This is a genomic window from Dyella japonica, from assembly GCF_040545895.1.
In the GTDB taxonomy this organism is placed as follows: Bacteria; Pseudomonadota; Gammaproteobacteria; order Xanthomonadales; family Rhodanobacteraceae; genus Dyella; species Dyella japonica_D.
On sequence record NZ_JBEPMU010000004.1, the window covers coordinates 57,148 to 79,956 of the forward strand.

At 64.2% G+C, this 22,809-nt stretch carries 19 protein-coding genes; 10 read left to right on the top strand and 9 right to left on the bottom strand.

Annotation, left to right across the window (positions count from 1 at the left end; all coding sequences use genetic code 11):
* Window positions 1-105 precede the first annotated feature (105 nt).
* Both ABIC75_RS13585 and ABIC75_RS13590 read right to left on the bottom strand, forming a co-directional pair.
* Window positions 106-243 (bottom strand): hypothetical protein, encoded by a 138-nt coding sequence (locus ABIC75_RS13585; protein WP_354014412.1) that lies wholly within the window; start codon window positions 241-243, stop codon window positions 106-108.
* A gap of 147 nt (window positions 244-390) precedes the next feature.
* Window positions 391-945: a TetR/AcrR family transcriptional regulator gene (locus tag ABIC75_RS13590; protein ID WP_354014413.1), complete on the bottom strand. Its 555-nt coding sequence runs from the start codon at window positions 943-945 to the stop codon at window positions 391-393.
* Window positions 946-1,146: 201 nt separating this feature from the next.
* Between ABIC75_RS13590 and ABIC75_RS13595 the strand changes: the two genes are divergently transcribed.
* The 8 genes from ABIC75_RS13595 to ABIC75_RS13630 all read left to right on the top strand — a co-directional run bounded on the left by ABIC75_RS13595 (window position 1,147) and on the right by ABIC75_RS13630 (window position 11,452).
* Entirely contained in the window at window positions 1,147-1,716 is a 570-nt protein-coding gene (locus ABIC75_RS13595) for a hydrolase (RefSeq protein WP_354014414.1), read from the top strand.
* A 52-nt stretch (window positions 1,717-1,768) separates the two neighbouring features.
* Entirely contained in the window at window positions 1,769-2,557 is a 789-nt protein-coding gene (locus ABIC75_RS13600) for a prolyl oligopeptidase family serine peptidase (RefSeq protein WP_354014415.1), read from the top strand.
* Between the two features lie 243 nt (window positions 2,558-2,800).
* Window positions 2,801-3,847 carry a LacI family DNA-binding transcriptional regulator gene (locus tag ABIC75_RS13605; protein ID WP_354014416.1) on the top strand — a complete coding sequence of 349 codons (1,047 nt, stop codon included), beginning with the start codon at window positions 2,801-2,803 and terminating at the stop codon, window positions 3,845-3,847.
* Between the two features lie 88 nt (window positions 3,848-3,935).
* Entirely contained in the window at window positions 3,936-6,905 is a 2,970-nt protein-coding gene (locus tag ABIC75_RS13610; protein WP_354014417.1) for a TonB-dependent receptor, read from the top strand.
* Window positions 6,906-6,987: 82 nt separating this feature from the next.
* A complete protein-coding gene (locus tag ABIC75_RS13615; RefSeq protein ID WP_354014418.1) occupies window positions 6,988-8,442 on the top strand; it encodes a glucoamylase family protein in 1,455 nt (484 codons plus the stop codon).
* A 6-nt stretch (window positions 8,443-8,448) separates the two neighbouring features.
* Complete coding sequence (locus tag ABIC75_RS13620; protein ID WP_354014419.1) at window positions 8,449-9,759, top strand: sugar ABC transporter substrate-binding protein; 1,311 nt, start codon at window positions 8,449-8,451, stop codon at window positions 9,757-9,759.
* Window positions 9,756-10,634 (top strand): carbohydrate ABC transporter permease, encoded by an 879-nt coding sequence (locus ABIC75_RS13625; protein ID WP_354014420.1) that lies wholly within the window; start codon window positions 9,756-9,758, stop codon window positions 10,632-10,634. The genes ABIC75_RS13620 and ABIC75_RS13625 overlap by 4 nt, the downstream gene beginning before the upstream one ends.
* Window positions 10,631-11,452, top strand: a complete 822-nt coding sequence (locus ABIC75_RS13630) for a carbohydrate ABC transporter permease (RefSeq protein ID WP_354014421.1) — start codon at window positions 10,631-10,633, stop codon at window positions 11,450-11,452. Before ABIC75_RS13625 ends, ABIC75_RS13630 begins: the two co-directional genes overlap by 4 nt.
* An 8-nt stretch (window positions 11,453-11,460) precedes the next feature.
* Here ABIC75_RS13630 and ABIC75_RS13635 read toward each other — a convergent pair whose 3' ends face one another.
* Window positions 11,461-12,552, bottom strand: coding sequence for an ABC transporter ATP-binding protein (locus tag ABIC75_RS13635; protein WP_354014422.1), 1,092 nt, complete (start codon window positions 12,550-12,552; stop codon window positions 11,461-11,463).
* Window positions 12,553-12,701: 149 nt separating this feature from the next.
* Between ABIC75_RS13635 and ABIC75_RS13640 the strand changes: the two genes are divergently transcribed.
* A complete protein-coding gene (locus ABIC75_RS13640; RefSeq protein WP_354014423.1) occupies window positions 12,702-14,054 on the top strand; it encodes a GH1 family beta-glucosidase in 1,353 nt (450 codons plus the stop codon).
* A gap of 498 nt (window positions 14,055-14,552) precedes the next feature.
* Here the strand turns inward: ABIC75_RS13640 and thrC are convergent, their stop codons facing one another.
* The 6 genes from thrC to ABIC75_RS13670 all read right to left on the bottom strand — a co-directional run bounded on the left by thrC (window position 14,553) and on the right by ABIC75_RS13670 (window position 20,751).
* The gene (thrC, locus tag ABIC75_RS13645; RefSeq protein WP_354014424.1) at window positions 14,553-15,890 is read right to left on the bottom strand and encodes a threonine synthase; all 1,338 of its coding nucleotides are present in this window, start codon (window positions 15,888-15,890) and stop codon (window positions 14,553-14,555) included.
* The gene (locus ABIC75_RS13650) at window positions 15,887-16,864 is read right to left on the bottom strand and encodes a homoserine kinase (protein WP_354014425.1); all 978 of its coding nucleotides are present in this window, start codon (window positions 16,862-16,864) and stop codon (window positions 15,887-15,889) included. Before ABIC75_RS13650 ends, thrC begins: the two co-directional genes overlap by 4 nt.
* Window positions 16,864-18,012 (bottom strand): homoserine dehydrogenase, encoded by a 1,149-nt coding sequence (locus ABIC75_RS13655; protein ID WP_436407927.1) that lies wholly within the window; start codon window positions 18,010-18,012, stop codon window positions 16,864-16,866. The genes ABIC75_RS13650 and ABIC75_RS13655 overlap by 1 nt, the downstream gene beginning before the upstream one ends.
* Before the next feature lie 92 nt (window positions 18,013-18,104).
* Window positions 18,105-18,257 carry a hypothetical protein gene (locus tag ABIC75_RS13660; protein ID WP_354014426.1) on the bottom strand — a complete coding sequence of 51 codons (153 nt, stop codon included), beginning with the start codon at window positions 18,255-18,257 and terminating at the stop codon, window positions 18,105-18,107.
* A 92-nt stretch (window positions 18,258-18,349) separates the two neighbouring features.
* Window positions 18,350-18,601 carry a hypothetical protein gene (locus ABIC75_RS13665; protein ID WP_354014427.1) on the bottom strand — a complete coding sequence of 84 codons (252 nt, stop codon included), beginning with the start codon at window positions 18,599-18,601 and terminating at the stop codon, window positions 18,350-18,352.
* Window positions 18,602-18,759: 158 nt separating this feature from the next.
* Window positions 18,760-20,751 carry a bifunctional 2',3'-cyclic-nucleotide 2'-phosphodiesterase/3'-nucleotidase gene (locus ABIC75_RS13670; protein ID WP_354014428.1) on the bottom strand — a complete coding sequence of 664 codons (1,992 nt, stop codon included), beginning with the start codon at window positions 20,749-20,751 and terminating at the stop codon, window positions 18,760-18,762.
* 192 nt (window positions 20,752-20,943) lie between these two features.
* Between ABIC75_RS13670 and ABIC75_RS13675 the strand changes: the two genes are divergently transcribed.
* Window positions 20,944-22,668, top strand: a complete 1,725-nt coding sequence (locus ABIC75_RS13675; protein WP_354014429.1) for an LTA synthase family protein — start codon at window positions 20,944-20,946, stop codon at window positions 22,666-22,668.
* Window positions 22,669-22,809 lie beyond the last annotated feature (141 nt).

Genomic DNA, 22,809 nt, shown 5'->3' on the forward strand with positions numbered 1-22,809 from the left:
CCATGGGCACACGCCTCAGGCAACAAAAAACCCCGCATCCGTTACCGGGTGCGGGGTTCTTTGGTCGTATTCAGGTGGTCTTTCTAGTTACCTGGACACACGCCCTCAGCCCGCACCTCCGTTGGTAATAAGGAGTACGAGTACAAGGGCAAGAAGGAGGTTGTTGCGAAGGCGCAGCACGCCGCCGATGGTCGGTGGACCAATCGGTTCGGCAATGCGATCGTGGCTGTTGCGCTGCGACATGCAGACGAACCTAATGGTCCGTCCGACGGGTTGTCAACAGTTTCTTTTGAAAATGTTTGAATCGCGTGTCGAAGTGCGCATTCGGACGTCCAGATGGCTGGACGTCCTGCGCACGCGTTGCACGTGCGCACGAGAGGCGACAAAAGATCAGCGCGACGCGAGTTCTCGCAGGTACAGCGAAAGTGCTTGCTGCAGCTGGTTTTGCGCGGCTTTGCGAAGCGTCGCGGGCTGCTCGCTCTCGAGCGCAACGGCAGCTTTCATGAATTGCTGCACGACCATGGCGGCGGGACGAAGCTCGCCTGCGGCGATGCCTGGCGCGTGGATGGCGACAATCTGACTCAAATAATCGCGCATGCGCTGGCGAATGGTGCGGCCCAGCAAGGAGGGCAGGGAACCGGCCGTTTCCGCCAGCGCCGCGAAGGCGGGGTGCTGCTTGCGGTAGTCCACGAAGGTGCGGATCAAGCGTGCCGCAAGTTCCTCCGTCGTCCAGTCCGGCGTCTGCGCCACCAGACGCTCCATGGCCTCGTTCAGGCCGGCGGCGTGATGGCTCATCAGCGCCTCGGCCACCGCCTCCTTGGTGGGGAAGAACTGGTAGAGCGAGCCGATGGAGGCCTCCGCGCGCGCGGCGATCTCGGTCATCGTGGTTGCGTCGAAACCTTTTTCGACGAAGCAGTCCGAGGCCGCGGAAAGCAGCGCCGCCACCCGTTCGTGGCCGCGGCGGCGGCTGGGCGCGCGGGCACCCTGGCTTGTGTTTTGTGAGGACATCCTCATAAACTCCTATGTGAGGCTGTCCTCACATAATAGACTTTCCCGGCAGGCATCGCGACCTGGCTGAACACGGCCGATTGTACGTTGATGCCTGCTCGTTCCCGGCTCATTCCCCGCACATCGCTGGAGTTTCCCATGGAAAAGCTTGATCCCCGCATCACCGCGCTCGTCCTGATCGACCTGCAGAAAGGCATCGCCCCGTTCGGCGCCGGCCCGCATTCGAGCGCCGAGGTCTTTGCCCGCGCCGGCCGCCTCGCCGCGCGCTTCCGCGAGTTGAAGGCGCCCGTGGCGCTGGTGCGCGTGGGTTGGTCGGCCGATGGCGGCGACATGCTGCGTCCGCTGACGGACGAGCCCGCGCGCAACTTCACCCTTCCGGACAACTGGTGGGACTACGCCGATGAACTGGCCGTGGCCGAAGGCGACCTTCACATCACCAAGCGCCAGTGGGGCGCGTTCTACGGCACCGAACTGGAATTGCAACTGCGCCGCCGCGGCATTACGCAGATCGTGCTGGCGGGCATTTCCACCAACATCGGCGTGGAATCGACCGCGCGCCAGGCTTTCGAGCTGGGCTTCCACCAGGTGCTGGTGGAAGACGCCATGAGCTCGGGCGACGCTGCGCATCATCGCTTCGCGGTGGAGAACATCTTCCCGCGCCTGGGTCGCGTGCGTTCCACCGAGCAGGTACTCGCCGCTCTGGCTTGATGTACCTCAAGGTCTGTACTCTCCGGCGGATCGACCGGCGGAGAGTGCGGACATGGTGATGAAGCGCGTGGGATGGATGGCAGCCTCGCTGCTGGGCTTGGCGGGTTCGGCGCATGCCGCCGCGGCGCACTTCGTGGCCAGCGAAGTGACGGTGGATGGCCACCGTTATCCGTTCCAGGTATTCGTGCCGGCCGACTGGACGCCCGATCGCGCGTGGCCCGTCGTGCTGTTCCTGCACGGCAGCGGCGAGCGCGGCAGCGACAACGAAGCCCAGCTCAAGCAGGGCCTGCCGCCGTGGCTGGAAAAACACGGTGGCGACTTTCCCGCCGTGGTGGTGGCGCCGCAGGCGCCCGACAACACCGTGTGGAGCGGCGAAGTGGAACGTGCCGCCGTGGCCGCGCTGGAAAAAAGCATCACCGCTTACCACGGCGACCGCACGCGCCTGTACCTCACGGGCTTGTCGATGGGCGGTTACGGCGTGTGGCAGGTGGCGGTGGACCACCCGGGCATGTTCGCCGCCGCCGCACCGATCTGCGGCGGCATTCTCGGGCTGGACGACATGCCCGAGCTGAAGGTCTACGGCGTGCCGGGCGGTGCGGATCCCTACGCATGGGTTGCCCAGCGGGTGAAGCCCACGCCGATGTGGATCTTCCATGGCGCCATCGACGATCAGGTGCCGCCGGCCGATTCGCGCGCCATGAACAAGGCGCTTTCCAGGGCGGGCGATGAAGTGCGCTACACCGAATTTCCGGGCGTGAACCACGGCTCCTGGGTGCCCACCTACGACTCGCCCGCGCTCTGGCCCTGGATGTTTTCCCATCGAACCGTCAGCAAAGGCTGACGGTTCTTTCACTTCGGTGTCTGTTCCCCTACCGAAATTTTAGCGATCGATGTTGCGCTGCCGTATCGCGCGCCACCGCGGCGGCGGCGTGGCTGCGCCTGCGTCGCAAGTTTTCCCGGCAATAACTTTTGCAGTGCAGCGAAAAACGCGCGATATCGTGTCTTTACAAGTTTCGATGAAAACGTTTACGTTCCGCCGCGAAGCCGTCGGGGGAACGCCCACCGCCGTGTCCCAGGAGCCGATGTGACCACCAAGAAGGCCACCATCAAGGATGTGGCGCGCGAGGCGAAAGTCTCGATCGCGTCGGTCTCGCGCGTGCTCAACGGGCTGGGCGGTGTCACCGCGGAAACGCAGGATGCCGTGCGCAAGGCGGCGGCTCATCTCCACTACGTACCCGATTCCGCCGCACGCAGCCTGATCACCGGCCGCACGCACACCATCGGTGCGGTGCTGCCCGACCTGTATGGCGAATTCTTCTCCGAGCTGATCCGCGGCATCGACCTGGCGGCCCGTGCGCGCGGCCTGCACCTGCTGGTGTCGAGCTCGCACGACGGCGTGGAAGACGCTACGGCGGCCGTGCGCACGATGCGCGGTCGCGTGGACGGCATGATCATTCTTTCGCAGTTCGTCGACGGCGAGTTCCTGGACCGCAACCTGCCGTCGGACCTGCCCGCCGTATTGCTGGACAGCCCGGTCGACAACCCGCGTTATCCGTCGATCAATATCGACAACATCGCCGGCGCCCAGGCGATGGTGAAGCACATGCTCGATGCCGGCCACGAGTCGGTGGCCTTCATCACCGGGCCGGCCGGCAACTACGACGCGCAGGAACGCGAAAAGGGCTATCGCGCCGCGATGGCCCAACACGCGCCGAAAGCGCCGCTGCAGATCATCACCGGCGATTTCACCGAGGAATCGGGGTATCGCGCCGGCCGCGAACTGCTCGCGCAGGCCAGGCGTCCGCGCGCCGTGTTCGCGGCCAACGACATGACGGCCGTGGGCTGTCTTTACGCATTCAAGGAAGCCGGCATCCGTGTCCCCGAGGACATCGCGCTGGCCGGCTTCGACGACATCCTCATCGCACGGTACGTATCGCCTTCGCTCAGTACCGTGAGCGTCAGCATTGCGGATTTGGGCAAGAGCGCGCTGCTCCTGCTCACCGAGCTCATGGAAGGCAAGGGGCCGCAGGGCTCCAACACACGCACTTTGCGTTGCGACGTCGTCGTGCGCGAGTCGTGCGGAGCTCATCAGACCAACGTAGCAACGAAACATCCTCCGGCGCTCGTCTGAGCGGCGGCCTTTGTGGGAGGGGAGACACCAGATGATGACTCAAAGCCAAAAAAGTAAACGTTTACTAGCTGCCGCCATTGCCCTCGCGATGGCTTCTTCCGCGCCGGCGATCTCGTTCGCGCAGAGCTCTGACGCGACCATTCGCGGCCAGGCTCCGGCCGACACCGACGTGGTCGCCAAGAACACCGCGACGGGCGCTTCGCGTCGTACGCATTCGGACAAGGCAGGCAGCTATGCGCTGGTCGGCCTGCAGCCCGGTACGTACACGGTGGATGCAGGTCCCGGTACGCAGCGCACGGTGACGGTGACGGTGGCTTCCGTGTTCCAGTTGAACCTGACGGCGCAGCAGGCTGCCGCCGCAGCACCAGCGGAAGCGAATGCGAAGGAACTGGGCGCCATTTCCGTATCGGCCACGGCGCTGCAGGAAGTGAAAACCTCCGAAGTGGGCACGCTCGTGTCCATGCGCCAGATCGAGACCACGCCGGCCGCCTCGCGCAACTTCCTCGAGTTCGCCGACACCGTGCCGGGCATGGTGTTCACGCGTAATGCCGATGGAACGACCAGTCTGCGCTCGGGTGCGCAGGCCAGCTCCAATATCAACGTCTACATCGACGGTGTGGGCCAGAAGAACTACGTGCTGCCCGGTGGCGTCACCGGCCAGAACAACAGCCAGGGCAACCCGTTCCCGCAGCTGGCCGTGGCCGAGTACAAGGTCATCACGTCCAACTACAAGGCCGAGTACGATCAGCTTTCCAGCGCTGCAGTGACCGCCGAAACCAAGTCGGGCACCAACGAGTTCCACGGCGACGTGTTCGGCAGCTTCACCAATACTGCGATGCGCGCGGAAACACCGTCCGAGCAGAACGCCGGAAAGAAGGTCGATTCGCACGAGAAGGACTATGGCTTCGATATCGGCGGCCCGATCCTGAAGGACCAGGCGCACTTCTTCCTTGCCTACGAAGGCAAGGAATTCGATAGCCCGACGGCAGTGACGCCGCAGGGCGATTCCACGCTGTGGTCGAAGTTGCCGCAAAGCGTGCAGAACGAGTTCGGCCCGGCCAATCTGCCGTTCAAGGAAAACAATTGGTTCGGCAAGGTGGACTGGGAGCCGACCGATCGCGACCGCGTTGAAGTGAGCGCCAAGTACCGCGACGAAACGGCCATCAGCGGCGTGGGTGATGCCAACACCGCGAACGCCGCACTCAACACGCGCAACACCGACAAGCGCTTCGACATCCGCTGGGACCACAGTACCGACAGCTGGTTCAACCGTCTGCAGGCGACGTACGAAGACGCGTTCTATACGCCCACGCCGATCATCACGGGTTACGGCGCGAGTTACACAGAGCTGGAAAACCGCAACCAGACGATCATTACCGACGGTGCCTCCCCGCTCTCGTTCCAGAACAAGGGACAGAAGGGTCCTGCGATCTCGGACGACTTCACCCTCAACGACGTGCAGTGGCATGGTGACCACGTCATCAAGATGGGCGTGAAGTTCAAATCGGTGAAGCTGACCGCACAGGACGCGGGTGACAGCAATGCGCTGTACACCTACGCGGTAGGTCCGAATGGCACCGAGTCCATTCCATACCAGGTCCAGTTTGGTTCGCCGGTGCCGGGTGTGAGTCCGGTGGCGACCAGCCGCGACAAGCAGTTCGGCACCTATATCCAGGACGACTGGCAGGTGGACGACCACTGGACCTTCAACCTGGGTGTGCGCTGGGATTACGAAGAAACGCCTTCGTACCTCAACTACGTGACGCCGTCCGACGTCGTCGCCGCGCTCAACTCGCAGGATCCGAACGCGCCGACGGGCCAGACGTACGCACAGTCGCTCGCCAAGGGCGGCGTGAACATCAACGATTACATCAGCACTGGCAACAACCGCAAGGCGAAGAAGAACGAGATCCAGCCGCGCCTGGGCTTCTCCAATGATCTGTTCGGCGACGAAGAGCACGTGATCTTCGGCGGCTGGGGGCGTTCGTACGATCGCAACCTGTACGAGTCGTTGCAGGTGGAGCAGACCAAGTCGGTACTGTCGCAGCCGACGCTTCTCTTCAACACGCCGAACGTGCCGTGCGCGCCAAGCGCCACCTGTATCCCCTGGGATCCGGCGTATCTGAACCTTGCCAACCTGCAGGCGCTCGTCGCAGGCAGTACTGCGGGCAAGGAAGTGGATATGGTCAACAACAACCTGAAGGCGCCGTATTCCGATCAGCTGAGCATCGGCATGCGCAACAAGATCGGCGAGTGGAATACCAGCGTTACCTTCGTGAATATCAAGAGCCACGACGGCATCGTGTACACGTTGGGCAACCGGTATCCCGATGGCAGTTTCTGGCAGAACGGCAGCCAGCCGTGGAGCTATGGCATTCCGGGCTTCGGCAGCCTGATCATTGGCAACAACGGCCTGAAGACCAAGACCAATCAGTTCCTGATTTCTGCCGAAAAGCCGTACACGGCCGATTCCCATTGGGGCGCGACGATCGCGTATACGTATACGAATGCCGTGCAGAACAACGACAACAACGATCCGACCGATCAATACGCGTTCGACTTCTCGACCATCGGCGCCTATCCGTTCACGGGTGCGAATGTCGCCAAGCATCGCCTGGTGGCCACCGGTTCGCTGGACGGTCCGTGGGGCTTCGTGTTCGGCGGCAAGCTGACACTTGCCACGCCGACGGCGGATCTCAACCTTGCCTGCTATGGCTTGCCGGTGACGAACCAGGAAGTGGGCAGCGTCAACGGTGCAGGTTGCCAGGCCGTGTCGATCAGGCCGCCGGGTACGGGGCGCTTCATCGTCGGCGGCAAGGTGTTCGGTTACCGCGACATCGATTTCCAGGCCACCAAGAACTTCAAGATCTGGGGCAACTTCAACGGCTACGTGCGCATTGACCTGATCAATGCGTTCAACTGGAACAACTACACCCAGTACATCGAGAACTTCGGTTCCAACGGTGTGTTGAACAAGCGCGCTGTGGTCTACAACCCCATCGGCGACATCACCGGCTACCCGCGCACCCTCAAGGTCACCGCAGGTATCAACTTCTAAGTGGCACCCCCCATGGCCGTCAGGGACGATGGCATTTAACGAGGCCCGCGCATTGCGGGCCTCTCTTTGAGAGCATCGCATCATGACCAAGCATCTTCTTCGCGCCGTACTGGTCGGCGCTCTCACGCTGGCCGCCGGCACCGCCTGGGCGGCGCCGGTGCCGGATACCGCACCCACACTCAAGTACAACGCGCTTCCCAAGGACCAGCGCGCCGCCATCGATGAGCTGGAGCAGCGCACGTTCCAATGGTTCTGGGACAGCGCCGATCCGAAGACAGGACTGATTCCCGATCATTGGCCGGGCGAATCATTCGCCAGCATCGCCTCGGTGGGCTTCGGGCTCACCGCCTACGGCGTGGGCGTGGAGCGCGGCTACGTGACGCGTGCGCAGGCCGTGGATCGCACACTGGCCACGCTGCGTTTCTTCAACGAGGCCACGCAGAACGACAGCGAGGACGACGCCACCGGCTATCACGGCTTCTTCTATCACTTCCTCGACATGAAGACCGGCAAGCGCTATGGGCGCGGGGTCGAACTGTCGAGTGTGGACACCACGTGGCTGCTTTGCGGCGTGTTGTTCGCGCAGACCTATTTCGACGGCCATTCCGCCAAGGAAAAAGAAATACGCGAGCTGGCCGACGCGATCTACAAGCGCGTCGACTGGACGTGGATGCAACCGAAGGCGCCGCTGGTCAGCATGGGCTGGACGCCGGGCGGCAAGTTCATCCCGGCCAACTGGAAAGGCTACGACGAAGGCATGCTGGTGTACGTGCTGGCGATGGGCTCGCCCACGCATCCGGTGAGCGACGACGCGTGGCAGGCCTGGACAAAGACGTACCCGAAGCAGTGGGGCGAATTCCAGGGACGCACCTTCCTCAACTTCGCGCCTTTGTTCGGCCACCAGTACAGCCATGCGTGGGTCGACTTCCGCGGCATCCAGGATGCCTGGGGCCGCGACCACCACACCGACTATTTCGAGAACAGCCGCCAGGCTACCTACGCCCAGCGTTCCTACGCCATTGCCAATCCCAATCATTGGGAAGACTACGGCGAGAACGTGTGGGGCCTCACCGCCTGCAACGGCCCGGGCGATGCGGTGGTGAAACGCGACGACGGCAGCACGCGCGCGTTCTACGGTTACACGGCGCGCGGCGCGGGTCTCGACTACGTCTCCGATGACGGTACCATCGCTCCGACCGCCGCCGGCGGCTCCATCGCGTTCGCGCCGGAAATCGTGGTGCCCGCGCTGCTGGAGATGAAGAAGCGCTACGGTGATGCGGTCTATGGCAAATACGGTTTCGTCGATGCCTTCAACCCGAGCTACGACACCGGCGCCAAGCCCAGCGAAGGCCGCGTGGTGCCGGGCATGGGCTGGGCTGACGACAAGCAGATCGGCATCGACCAGGGGCCCATCGTGTTGATGATCGAGAACTGGCGCAGCGGCTTCGTGTGGAACGTGATGCGCAAGAACCCGTACGTCCGCAAGGGTCTGGAACGCGCCGGCTTCACCGGTGGCTGGATGGACCAGAAGAAGTGATGAGCGATGCCTGAGCCGTCACGCCGCATCAGCGCCACACGCAGCCGGCTGGCAAGCGGCTTGCTGCTCCTGGTTGCGCTGGTGCTGGCGGGCTGCTCTTCATCGCAGGACGCACACACGCTGACCTTCTGGACCATCGGCCGCGAAGGCGAAGCGGTGGTGAAGCTGTTGCCCGAGTTCGAGCGCGAACATCCAGGCATCCGCGTGAAGGTGCAGCAGATGCCGCTGACAGCAGCGCACCAGAAGCTGCTCACGGCGTTTGCGGGAAACTCCACGCCGGACCTTAGCCAGCTCGGCAATACCTGGCTGCCGGAGTTCGTGGCGTTGCGTGCGCTCGAACCGCTGCAGCAACGCGTCGCCGCCTCGACGGTGGTGAAGCCTGCGGATTACTTCGATCACATCTGGTCGACCAATGTGATCGATGGCAGGCTCTATGGCGTGCCGTGGTATGTGGATACGCGCCTGCTGTTCTATCGCCGTGACTTGCTGAAAGCGGCGGGTTTCGATGCGCCACCGCGCGACTGGGCGCAATGGCGCGCCATGCTGGCGGCGCTCAGCCATCCCGATCGCGGCACCTTCGGCATCCTGCTGCCCACCAACGAATACGAACAGCTGATGTCGCTGGCGCTGCAGCAGCCCGAGTCGATGCTGCGCGACGGCGGGCGCTACGGCAATTTCCGCAGCGCCGGCTTCAAGCGTGCGCTGGCGTTCTATGTCGATACGTTCCGCCTGCATCAGGCGCCGGCCATCACCGCGGTGGAGGCGGGCAACCCGTGGGAGGAATTCGGCCGCGGCGTGTACGCGTTCTATTTCTCGGGGCCCTGGAACATCGGCGAGTTTCGCCAGCGCCTGCCAGAGGATCGCGAGAACGAATGGGCCACGGCTCCGCTACCCGGCCCCGATGGTGCAGGCTCCGGTGCCGCGGGCGGTTCCAGCCTCGTGGTGTTCCGCCGTTCCACGCACAAGGATGAAGCATGGGCGCTCATCGAATACCTTTCGCGGCCCGACGTGCAGCAACGCTTCTACGATCTGCTCGGCGACATGCCGGCACGCCGTAGCGCGTGGGATGGCGGCAGCCTGCGCACCGATCCGAAAGTGCAGGCATTCCGCGAACAGCTCGAACACGTGAAGGCCACGCCGCCGGTGCCCGAATGGGAACAGATCGCCAGCGAGATGCAGCTGGTGGCGGCGCAGGCTGTCGCGGGTGAATTGACCATCGATGAGGCCGCGGCCGAGATCGATCGTCGCGCGGATCGCATCCTGGAAAAACGGCGCTGGATACTCGACCACTCGCCGGTGGCGCAGGTGAAGCCATGAACGGACAGCGAGCGGCATGGTGGTTCCTCGCGCCGGCGCTGCTGGTGCTCGGCGTGTTCTTCCTGCTGCCGGTGGTAGCCGCACTGGGGCTCAGCCTCACCGACTACGACCTCTACGCGCTCGCGGACATTCGCCATTTGCGGTTCGTTGCGCTGGGCAATTACTGGAATCTTTTGCACCAGCCCAAGTTCTGGTCCGCACTGGGCCACACGTTCTACTTCGTGGTCGTTGGCGTGCCGCTGTCGCTGATGGTGTCGCTGGGCGCGGCCTTGCTGCTGCATTCGCCGCTGGTGCGCTTCAAGACGGTGTTCCGTACAGCGCTGTTCGCGCCGGTGGTCACCACCGTGGTGGCCGTGGCGGTGGTGTGGCGCTACATCCTCAACACCAAGTACGGCTTGTTGAATTACGTGCTGGGCGCGGTGGGCATTCACCCGGTGGACTGGCTGGGCGACCCGCACTGGGCGATGCCTTCGATCATCGTGTTCGCCGCGTGGAAGAACTTCGGCTACAACATGATCATCTTCCTCGCCGGTTTGCAGGCGATTCCCAAGGATCTGTACGAGGCCGCGCGTATCGATGGCGCGTCCGCGTTGCAGCAGTTCCGCCACATCACGCTGCCCATGCTCGGCCCCACGCTGCTGATGGTGAGCATTCTTACCGTCTCCGGCTATTTCCAGCTGTTCGCCGAGCCGTACGTAATGACCGAAGGCGGCCCGCTGCAGAGCACCACCAGCGTGCTGTACCTGATGTACAACGAAGGCTTCAAATGGTGGAACTTCGGTGCCGCGTCGGCGGTGGCGTTCCTTCTGTTCGTGATCATGTTCGTGGTCACCGCGCTGATGTTGCGGTTGGGGCGGCGAGGAGAGCCTGCATGAATCCACGCGCAGCCAAGGCCATCATCCATGGGCTGCTGATCGGCGGCACGCTGGTCGCCGTGTTTCCCTTGCTGTGGATGTTCTCCGTATCGTTCATGCGGCCCGGCGAGGCGAGCAGCCTGCCGCCGCCGTTGTGGCCTGCACATGCGAGCTGGCATAACTACGAAGTGCTGTTCCTGCGCGCCGGCGTGGGGCGCTATCTCTTTAACAGCCTGGCGATTTCCACCGCCATCACCGTGCTGTCGCTCGCCTTCAACTTGATGGCGGGTTATGCCTTCGCGAAGTTGCGTTTCGCCGGTCGCGAGCGTCTGTTCCAGTCGCTACTCGGCATGCTGGTGATTCCGGCGCAGGTAGCGATGCTGCCGCTGTTCCTGATGCTCAAGTACATGGGCCTGGTGAACAGCTACGCCGCGGTGATCGTGCCGGCCATGGCCACGGCGTTCGGCATCTTCCTGGTGCGCCAATACGCACGCGGCATTCCCGATGAATTGCTGGAGGCGGCGCGCATCGATGGCGCAGGCGAGTGGCGCATCTTCGGCCAGATCGTGCTGCCGCTGCTCAAGCCCATCATGGTGACCCTGGCGATCTTCACCTTCCTCACCGCGTGGAACGATTTCATGTGGCCGCTGATCGCGCTGACTGGCCAGGAGCACTACACGTTGCCCTTGGGGCTGGCGTCGCTGGCGCGCGAACACGCGCAGGACAGCGAGCTGATGATGGCCGGCTCGGTGGTCACGGTGATCCCTGTGCTGGTGCTGTTCCTCGCGATGCAGCGCTACTACATCGAAGGTCTCTTGCTGGGCAGCGTGAAGGGCTGACTGTCCGCTCAGGCGATTCGTGCGCCGGAGGTGGGGTCGAAGACATGCAGACGATCAAGCGCCAGTTCGAAATGCATCACGCTGCCGGCGTCGGGCAACGCGCCAGGCGGTACGCGCGATACCAGCGATTGTTCGCCGCGGCGCAGGTTGAGGAAGATCTCGTTGCCGACGGGTTCCGTCACTTCGAGCACGGCATGCACCACTGCGTTCGCTTCGCTCGCAGGGCGCAGGTCTTCCGGACGAACGCCGAGGACCACGTTGCGATCGATCCACGGCAGCAGTTCGGGCGTTTGCGCCTCCAGTGCGCCCAGCCGCACATCACCCAGCGGCGTCTCGAGTTGCCAGCCGTCGCCGTGGCGCAAGGTGCCACTCAGAAGATTCATCGCCGGCGAGCCGAGAAAGCCGGCCACGAACAGGTTGGCCGGCTTTTGATAAAGGCGCATCGGGGTGTCGATCTGCTGGATCTGCCCGCCATTGAGCACCACGATGCGCTGGCCCAGCGTCATCGCTTCCACCTGGTCGTGCGTCACGTAGATCATGGTGGCGCCGAGCTGGCGATGCAGTCGCGCGATCTCCACGCGCATCGAGAGGCGCAGCTTGGCGTCGAGGTTGGACAGCGGTTCGTCCAGCAGGAACACCTTCGGCTCGCGCACCAGCGCACGCCCCAGCGCCACGCGTTGCCGCTGGCCGCCGGACAGCGCCGCGGGCAGCGACGTGAGTCGGTGTTCCAGCTCCAGTTGCCTGGCCGCCTGCTGCACACGCTGATCGATTTCGGTTTTCGACTTCCCGCGCAAGCGCAGGCCGAAGGCGAGATTCTCGGCCACCGTCATGTGCGGATAGAGCGCATAGTTCTGGAACACCATGGCGATGTCGCGATCCTTCGGCGACACGTCGTTCACCACGCGTCCGTCAATGCTGAGTGTGCCGGAGGAAATCGATTCCAGTCCGGCGATCATGCGCAGCAGCGTGGTCTTGCCGCAGCCCGAGGGGCCAACCAATACCAGCAGCTCGCCATTGGCGATATCGAACGTGGCTTCGGCCACGCCGATGTGGCCATTGGAGTAGACCTTGCTGACGCGATCCAGATTCACCGTTGCCATCGACGCCTGACACTCCTGCTCTGCGGCGGCTGGGTGGCTCACCGTATACGAATGTGGATGCAACCGGTGCACATCTTGGTCGCGCTCGGCTATTCTCAGTATGTAATCGTTTACATCAAGCCGCACTGCGGCATAGGGGATCTTTCCAAATGACCCAGAGCTATCGCTTTCCCCCAGGCTTCCATTGGGGTGCCGCGACCTCGGCCTATCAAATCGAAGGCTCACCCCTGGCCGACGGTGCGGGTCCGAGCATCTGGGAACGCTTCGCGCATACGCCCGGCATGATGGCCAACGGCGACACCGGCGACATCGCCTGCGATCACTACCGCCGCTACAAGGACGACGTGCAGCTGATGCGCACGCTCGGCTTGCAGGGCTATCGCTTCAGCATCGCCTGGGCGCGCGTGTTGCCCGAGGGTACCGGTCGCATCAACCAGAAGGGCGTGGATTTCTATTCGCGCCTGGTCGACGAGTTGCTCGAGAACGGAATCGAGCCCAACGCCACGCTGTTCCACTGGGATCTTCCCGCGGCGCTGGACGATCGCGGCGGCTGGCTCAACCGAGATATCGCGAACTGGTTCGCCGAGTACGCCAGCGTCATGTACAAGGCGCTGGACGGCCGCGTGAAGCGCTGGTCCACGCTCAACGAACCGTGGGTGGTCACCGATGGCGGCTACCTGCACGGCGCGCTGGCGCCGGGACATCGCAGCAAATACGAAGCGCCCATCGCCGCGCACAACCTGATGCGCGCGAGCGGCGCCGGCATCCAGGCGTATCGCGCCGTGGGCAAGCACGAGATCGGCGTGGTGTTCAACATCGAGCCGAAGTATCCCGCGTCCAACAGCCCGGAAGACATCGCCGCCACGCGTCGCGCGCATGCGTACATGAATGAGCAGTTCGCCGACCCGGCGCTGCTGGGCAGCTATCCGCCGGAGTTGAAGGAGATCTTTGGGCCGGCGTGGCCGGATTTTCCGGAAGAGGATTTCAAGCTCACCAAGCAGAAGGTGGATTTCGTCGGCCTCAACTACTACACGCGCGCGGTGGTGAAGCACGATCCCAATGCCTATCCGCTGAAGGCGGTGCCTGTGAAGCAACCCAACACCACGTACACGGAAACCGGTTGGGAAGTGTACGAACAGGGCTTCACCGACATGTTCACCTGGTTCAAGGATCGCTACGGCGATATTCCGCTCTACGTCACCGAGAACGGCTCGGCCTTCTACGATGCGCCGGTGGCCGAGGGTGATGTCGTGCAGGATCCGCTGCGCACCAGCTATCTGCGCAAGCACTTGAAGGCCATGCACGATGCCATCGAGCAGGGCGTGAACATCAAGGGCTATTACGCGTGGTCGCTGCTGGACAACCTGGAGTGGTCGCTGGGCTTCGCCAAGCGCTTTGGCTTGTATCACGTGGATTTTGCGACGCAGAAGCGCACGCCGAAGGCGACGGCGAAGTTCTATGCGCGGGTGATTGAGACGAATGGGGACGTGTTGGGGGATTGATTGCTCTGCTGCTGGCGCAGCCCTTTGCTCGTCATTCCAGCGAAAGCTGGAATCCAGTGACTTTGCGCTTCGGTTGTCGCGGTGTCGCCAGCTTGCCGCTTACGCAGCGGGCGTTTCGACTGCCTGCCGGCAGCCGAGTCACTTTTCTCTTGCTGGCCCAAGAGATCCCACGGGGACTAGCCTCGCGTCGAAAGTAACCCAAAGAGAATGGCCTCAAGAGCTGGCAGCATCGTGGCGAATACGAGCCAGAACGCTCGAGGCGCGTCTAACGGGACAACCCATGGGAGGGTACCCCAGGGGTACTTCCAAGCGCTGCGCAACGCGCCCGAATCGCTGAGGACTTAAAGCGGAGCTCGCTTCGCACGATGCACATCACTTCTCCCTCTCCCCGCCGGGGAGAGGGCTGGGGTGAGGGGCGGGTGCTCGCGGGAACGCTTCAACACTGCTTGCTGTGGATCGGGTGTTCGATGTGCTGACGCGCGGGCGACAGCAAACTACTCAACCTGTCGCCGCGGCCGTAGATCGAACCTCCAAGTTCTTATCCAGCCACGCCTTCAATACATCATCGCTTGCCGACATCGGCTCCGCATGCGCCGGGCGCTGCAGCATCGTTGCCAATGCAGGCGGCACTTCGATCCGACGACCGATCAACGGCTCGACCACGCTGTCGAACTTGGCTGGATGGGCGGTCGACACCACGGCCCAGGGCAGGCCGGTGACACCCATGTTGTCCAGCAGATGCACGGCGGTGGCGGTGTGAGGACAGAACACCTCGTCGTGGTCGCGCGCGTGGCGCACGATGGTGTCGCGAATGGCGTTGTCGTCGACGCTGCTGGCGTGCAGTTGCAGGCGCAGTTCGTGATCGTGCGGATAGGTCCAGCGCAGTCGTTCGAAGTTGCTCGGTGCGCCGACGTCCATGGCGTTGGCCAGCGTGGCCACGGCCGGACGCGGCGAATAGGGCGAGCCGTCGAAGTAGTCGCTGAGCGTGGCGTTGGCGTTGCAGGCAAGATGGATTTCGCCCACGGGCAGGCCCATGTCGCGTACCCACACGCAGGCCAGCGCATTGCCGAGGTTGCCGGTGGGCACGATGAAGTTGAGCGGCGCGCGGTGCTGATGCCACCACGCCAGCGAGGCATGCGCGTAGTAACTCATCTGCGGCAGCAGGCGGCCCAGGCTGATGCTGTTGGCCGATGAGAGCGGCACACGCGCTTGCAGCGACGCATCGTTGAGCGACGCCTTCACCATGCGCTGGCACTCATCGAATGTGCCGTCCACGCGCAAGGCCTGCACGTTGTCGCCGAAGCAGCCGAGCTGATGCGCCTGGCGTGGCGATACGCGGCCATCCGGATAGAGAATCACCACGCGCACGCCAGGCTGGCGATGGAATGCCGCTGCAACGGCGGCGCCGGTGTCGCCGGAGGTCGCGACCAGGATGGTCAGCGGCGCTTCGGCATGACGTCGCAGGCGACGGAAACAGGCGGCGAGAAAACGTGCGCCCACATCCTTGAACGCGGCGCTTGGGCCGTGGAAGAGTTCCAGTAGCGATGCATCCTGGCGATACGCCAACGGCCTGAGCGGTATGTCGAAGTTGAGCGCTTCACGGCAGATCGCCGGAAGTTCGCCAGCCAGCGACGATCCGCGGAAGAACGGATCGAGCAGCGTGGTCGCGGTGTCGGCCAGCGAACCATCGGGATCGAAGTCCGCCACGTCCAGCTGCGGCAATGCCTCCGGCACGTAGAGGCCGCCATCGGGCGCCAGGCCCGCGGCGATCACTTCCTCGATGCGTGCGGCATGCTTCGCTCCACGCGTGCTTCGGTAATGCAACGGCTCGATCATGCCGCGTCTTCCTCGTCGACCAGCGCTGCGGCGGGTCCATTGATGGGTGACACCAGCGCGTCGCTGGCGAGGCCTTCGTCGGCGAACGCCGCCGACATGGCCACCGCCGCACGCTCGGCATCCTCGCGTCGCTCATACCAGCCGAACACGCTGGGACCGGCGCCGGAAATACTTGCGCCGAGCGCGTGGTGATCCAGGGCCGCCTGTTTCACTCGCGCGAAGCCTGGGACCAGCGGCGCGCGCCTTGGTTCCACCAGGACATCCTTCAGGCCATCGCGCACCAGTTCCGCATCGCTGCGATGAAGGCCGGTGAGCACGAGGGCGAGGTTCGCGTGTTGCGCCACCACGTCATGCAGCGAGAAGCCATCGGCAAGCACCGCGCGCGCCTTGCGTGTTTCCAGCACGGTGTGCGGATGCACCAGTGCGCAGTGCCAGTGCTCTGGCACGGGCAACCGCAGCAGGCGATCGCGCGTGGCGAGCACCAGGCCACCGAGCAGCATGGGCCCGAGGTTGTCGCCATGGCGGCTGCCGCTGGCCACGGCTTCGCCGTCGAGTGCGAAGCCATAGAGCGCTTCGCGCGGAAGCGGGCGTTCGAGCAGCGCGTTGGCCGCTACCAACGCAGCCACGCATGAGGCCGCCGAACCGCCCATGCCGGAACCGAGCGCGATGCCCTTGTGCAGTTCCACTTCGAAGCCATGGCGCAAGCCCAGCGCGCGGCGCAGCGACAGCAAGGCGGCACCCGCCGTGTTGCTGCTGGCTTCCAGCGGCAGGTCGGTCACGCGCCCGTGGATGGCCGCGATGCGCACGGTGGGCTCGTCGATGCGGCGCACGATGGCGCGATCGCCCGCGCCGGCCACGCAATGACCAAGAATGTCGAAGCCGACCGCGACGTTGCCGACACTGGCATAGGCCATGGCTTGTGCGCTCAGCGCGCGCTGGGGAGAGGGCATGGGATCGATCAGTTGCGCATTCATCACCGCACCTCCAGCGCTTCGGCAATGCGCAGGAGATCGGCGAAAACGCCCGCCGCCGTCACTTCCGGCCCGGCGCCGGGACCCTGCACCAGCATCGGGTTCTCGCGATAGCGGTGCGTGGTGAACTGTACGATGTTGTCGGTGAGACGCGTATGAGCGAACGGATGCGATGCCGGCAACAGCGCCAGCCGCACGCTCGCATGGCCCTTCGCATCGAGGCTGGCGACATGGCGCAGCACGCAGCCCTGGGCCTGCGCATGCGCCAGCTGATTCGCCATGGGCGCATCGAGCCGATGCAGTTGGTCCATCGCCTCGGCGGCAGGCAGATCGGCCAGTTCGGGCGGCACCAGGCTCTGCACGTCCACGTCGTCGAGCGAGAGCGACCAGCCCGCCTCACGGGCGAGAATCACCAGCTTGCGCGCCACATCCAGGCCGGAGAGATCGTCGCGCGGATCGGGCTCGGTATAACCCAGCGCATGCGCTTCGCGAACCAGCGCGGAGAACGGACGGCTGCCGTCATGGCGATGGCACAGCCACGCCAGCGTGCCGGAGAACATGCCTTCCACCGCGAGCAATTCGTCGCCGGTATCGAGCAGATCGCGCAGCGTCTGCACCACCGGCAGGCCCGCACACACGGTGGCTTCGTAGCGGAAGCGCGCGCCGCCGCCGCATGCGGCGCGAATGGCTTGCAGGCGCCACAGCGGCCCGCTGCTGGCGAGTTTGTTCGGCGTCACCACATGGATGCCCGCGGCGAGCCAGTCGGCGTAGCGTGATGCCACGGCTTCGCTGGCGCTGCAATCGATCAGCAGTGCATGACGGCCATCGTCGCCACGCAGATGCGCGGCGAATTCATCGAGGTTGCTGGGGCGCCAGATCTGCGCGCTGCCGTGCCGGCCGTTGAGTTCGGGGTCGTCCGCATCGAGCCACATGCGACGGCTCGCCGCCACGCCACACAAACGCAGCTCCAGTCCTGCCCGCGCAAGACGCGGCTGGGCGGTTCGCAGCTGCTCCAGCAGGGCGCTACCGACACGGCCGGGGCCCACGAGGCCCACGGCGAGCACGCGTTGGCGTGCGGTGACCGTCGGCAGCGCCACGGCATGCGGCGGTAGCGACGGCTGTTCGAGCGAAGGTGATGCGACAACGTTCACGATGGTCTCCTTGTGGAGGCCCGTGTTCGTTGAGGAAGTCGGAGTGTGCGCCGGCCCGCCTCATCGAGGGCGGGGCCGTTGGCGTCAGAAACTTAGTCGCGCACGGAAACCCACCCCGACCCGGTGGTAATAGTGGTCGTGGTGGTGGTCATGGTGGCGAGGGTCATGGCGCCAGCGAACAGCGACGCGTACCCGGTGCAGACCGGGTTCTGGAACATGCGTGCTGGCGCAATAAGTGGCGACATGGCTTGAACATAGGTCGATTGCTGCACCGCAGTCAACAGATTCGTTTGAAACTTTCGGAGGTTTACACCCGGCTGTTTCAACGATGAAACGCTCAGTCGCCGCCACCCGAGCGCCAGCGTGGCGGCTCGCCCTTGAGCCAGCACACGAGCATCAGCAGGGCGGTGAGCGCGGCGGCGTAGAGCAGGAACAAGCCGCTCTGGTGATCGCGCACCAGCCATTGCGTGCCGAACGCGAGCGCTGCGGCATAGGCGACGAACACCAGCACGCCCTGCCAGGTCGTGGGAAAACCCCAGCCCCAGCCGTAGCGCTTGGCGGGGAACCAGTATTTCTTTTCGTCCTGCATGAAGGTTTCCAAGCATGCCGATTGGGATCGCTGCGGAGTGTATGCCGAAGAGAGCCCTGGAGCTTCCGCAAGCTCACGCATCAGCGTTCCCCCTCCACCGTCATTCCCGCGAAAGCGGGAATGACGGTGGGAGTGCTGGCTCCGTGCGGGATTTGGCCTCAGTGCGTGAGGTCGATGGTGTAGATCGCCGTGCCGTCGCCGTTGTCCTTGAGCTGGCGGATGTTCCTGAGGCCCGCTTCGCGCGCCACGTCCTGCTTGTTCGAGGCGGCCTTGAACACCACCTCGCCGCGCGTCTTCACCGGCACGAAATGCCACGAGGTGGCGGGCAGATCCTTGGCGGTCAGGGTCTGCTTCTTCTGCAGCCATTTGGCCAGGATTTCGCGGGCGCCATCGGGCGCGGCCAGCACGATGTTGTTGCCGTCCAGGCCTGGGAAGTTGCCGCCGCCGCTGGCGCGGTAATTGTTCGTGGCGACAATGAAGAACTGCTCCGGCTTCACCGGCTTGCCCTTGTAGCTGAGCTTGACGATGCGCTCGCCCACCGGCTTGGTCACGTCGATCTGGTAGCTGAGGTCGCCCTGGATCTGGTCGAAGTTGTAGCCGGGCAGGCGGTCGCTGATCAGCTGCTGCTCGCCGTCCTTGCTTGGGTCGATGCGGTTGAAGCGTTCGGCGGCCTTTTCCAGCCATGCCTTGAGGCCGGCGCCATCCACCTTCACCGCCGAAAGCGTATTCGGATAGAAGTACAGGTCGGCCGCGCTGCGCAGCGTGAGCGGGCCCACGGCGATGTCGGTGTAGTCGTCGGGGCCGCCAAAGCCGGTGCGGAACGCGGCGGCGGCGGAGAGCACCGGCAGCTTGGCCAGTTCCGGATGCGTCTTGGCCAGTTCGCCCTGCACGTAATCGCGCATCGCCGCGTTGATCGGCGCGAGCGCCGTCATGTTGCCTTCGTCTGCGAAGTAGCTGCTCAGGTGCACGCGCGTCTCGCCGATGGGCGTGTTCACGTAGGTCACGGCGCTTTCGTGCGCCTGCTTCACCAGCGGCGCGATGGTTGGGTCGGCCGGCACGCAGTCGTTCTTCTTGGCGCAGATGGGGCGCACTTCGCTATGCGTCTGGCTGTCGTCGATCACCCAGTGGCCGTCCTTGCGCTGCAGGGCCAGGTCGATCACGCCCAGGTCTTTGCCGAAGAAGCCGCCCATCACGGCGGGCTTGCCGCGTACGAAGCCGTGCTCGGCGTCCACGTCCTTCATGCCCTTGTAGTGCGGGCCGGGGAATTCGGTGTGCGAATGGCCCATCAGCAGCACGTCGATGCCGGGCACGCCGGCCAGGTACCAGCCACCGTTCTCCATGTCGGGCGTGTACGGCGCGGTGTTGAGGCCGCCGTGCAGCACGGCGACGACGATGTCCGGATGCTGCGCTTCGAGTTCCGGCAGGTATTTCTGCGCGGCTTCGACCACGCCGGTGACCGTCACCTTGCCAGCGAGGTTCTGCTTGTCCCAGTCGAGGATAGGCGGCGGCGTGAAGCCGATGATGCCGACCTTGAGCGGTACCTTGCGTGCCTTTCCATCCGGCCCGGTGACGGTGATGTCCTTCTGCACCACGGTCCACGGCTTGAAGATCGGCGCGCCGTCGCGGGCGCTGAACACGTTGGAGAGCACCAGCGGGAAGTGCGGGCCGGCGCAGCGGTCGGCGTGGCCGCCTTCCACGTTCATCGGCGTGCCGGTGACCTGGGAAAGGAAGGCCAGCCCGTAATTGAACTCGTGGTTGCCGGCGGTGCCGCCGTCGTAGCCCATGGCGTCCATGGCCTGGTAGATGCCCAATTCCTCACCGCAGCCCACCGGCTTCACCAGCGACTGGTAGTCGGCCAGCACGCTGCCCTGGATGGTGTCGCCGCTGTCGAACAGGAAGTTGTTCGGGTACTGCGCGCGGGCGCGGCGGATCAGCGTGGCCACGCGCTCGTAGCCCACCGTGTCGTCTTCGCGCTGCTTGTAATAGTCGTAGCTGAGCACGTTGGAGTGGACGTCGGTGGTTTCCAGGATAGCCACCTGCGCGCGGCTGCCATCGGGCAGGGCGGAAACGGGGTGGCTGGTCGTCTGGTTGGCGCAGCCGGCCAGCACGGCGGCGGCCAGGGCAGCGAGGGGAAGAAGGCGGTGGGTCATCGGCCTGTCCATGGGTGGGCAACGGGGGAAAACGGGAAACCTAGCAGATCGGCATGTCGGCTTGCCGGCGCAACGGCCGCTGAACCGCATGGGGCCGCCGTTTGTCCGTTGCCGGCCATTGTGCATGTGACAGTGGCAAGTCCGTAGAATTGCGGCCGAATGACACCGGGCCAAACAGGGGGCCTTTTCCATATGCCGCAACCACTGAAGCGCTTTCTGCAAAAAACCGGACCCTGGCTGGTCGCGGCCGGTTTCTTCCTGTTTTGCGTGAGCATGACTGCGCTGCGCGAGCCCGCGCTGTTGCAGCAGGCGTTCGTGATCGCGCTGATGGTGTGCGCGTTCGGTGTGCTGGTGTCGGCCTTTGCACGACCGGCCACGGCGCTGGTGGTCAGCGGCGGGTTGTTCCTCGGGCTGAACTTCCTGTCCGTGATGAAGCTGCGCTATCTCGACTCGCCGCTGATGCCGGCCGACTTCGTCTACTACGCGCGGAGCAGCCTGCTCGAAACGCTGGGCCACTATCCGCACCTGTGGATGCTCTCGGTGGTCGTGTGCGTGGTGGTGCCGCTGGTGCTGTGGGCGGTATGGCATTTCGATCGCCGCCTGCTGGCGCACCTGAGCCGCGGCCGCGCGTGGACGATGCGCTTGAGTGGCATGGCGCTGTGGGCCTTCGCGTTCTGGGTGTGCCTGCTGCCGAACGGTCCCTTCGCCGAAGTGCATGCGAAGAACGTGTGGGAGAAACTCTCCGACGACGCGCAGATCACCAACTTCTTCGTCAACTTCAGCGACTCGGACGTGCGCATGCCGGAGATGGGCGATGACGCCCAGGCCGAGCAGGAATGGGGCGCCACCGCATCGGGCGAACCAGCGGCCATTCCCCGTTCGCCGGAGTCGTATCCGGACATCGTGCAGGTGCTGGAAGAAAGCACCTTCAATCCGTCCAACTTCACCCAGTGCAACATCCCCGAATGCCGCGTGGCGATGTTCAAGCCTGACGTGCGTACGCGCTCGACCGGCCCGATGCGCGTGCACACGTTTGGCGGCGGCACGTGGGTGAGCGAGTTCGCCACGCTTACCGGTATGCCGCAGGACATCTTCGGCCCGGGCGGCATGTACGCGCCCTACGTGCTCGCACCGCACGTGCAGGACAGCCTGCCGCGCCAGCTGCAGCGCCTGGGCTACCTCACGATAGCCATCTATCCCACCAACGGCGCCTTCCTCAACGGACGCAACGCGTACCGCGCGTACGGTTTCGACCAGTTCTACGATGCCAACCAGCTAGGTCTGGAAGAGTGGGAAGAGACCGACAAGCAGATGTTCGACGCCGCCAAGCGCGTCTACGACAAGGTGAAGAAGCCGGGCCAGCCGGTGTTCGTGATGATCCTCACGCTGGCGCAGCACGGGCCGCACGATACCGATCCGCTGTCGTCGCTGCCTGCGCCGTTCAACAAGGGCGTGCTGAAGGGTTTGCCGACGCGCGAGTCGCTCAACTTCAACACCTACCTGGCAAACCTGCGCAATTCCGATGTGGCGATGCGTGGCCTGGAGCACGACTTCCTCGATCGCGCGCAGCCCACGGTGATCGTGCACTTTGGTGACCACCAGCCGTCGTTCAGCGGTTTGATTCGCGAGATGCCGCGCACGTGGCCGGATGAGTTGTCCTCGGTCAAGGACTACCTCACCTATTACATGATCAAGAGCAACTTCCAGGGTGCGTCACTGCCGCACTACCCGATGCTCGACATTGCGCTGCTGCCGAGCATGGTGCTGCAGGCGGCCGACCTGCCGACCGATCCGTATTTCTCGGCGGCCATCGCACTGCGTACGCGTTGCAAAGGCCTCTATACCGATTGCGCGCAGCCCGGGCTGGTGAAGTCGTATCACGCGTGGATCTTCAATCGACTGCACGTGTACGAGTGAGCGAAATTCTTGGGGCTGTTTCACGATCCCCTGATGACTTCCTGCCCCTCGCCGTTATTCCCGCGAAAGCGGGAATCCAGCGTCTTCAGGCATGTAAGAGCAAAGTCTCTGGATTCCCGCTTTCGCGGGAATGACGGTGGG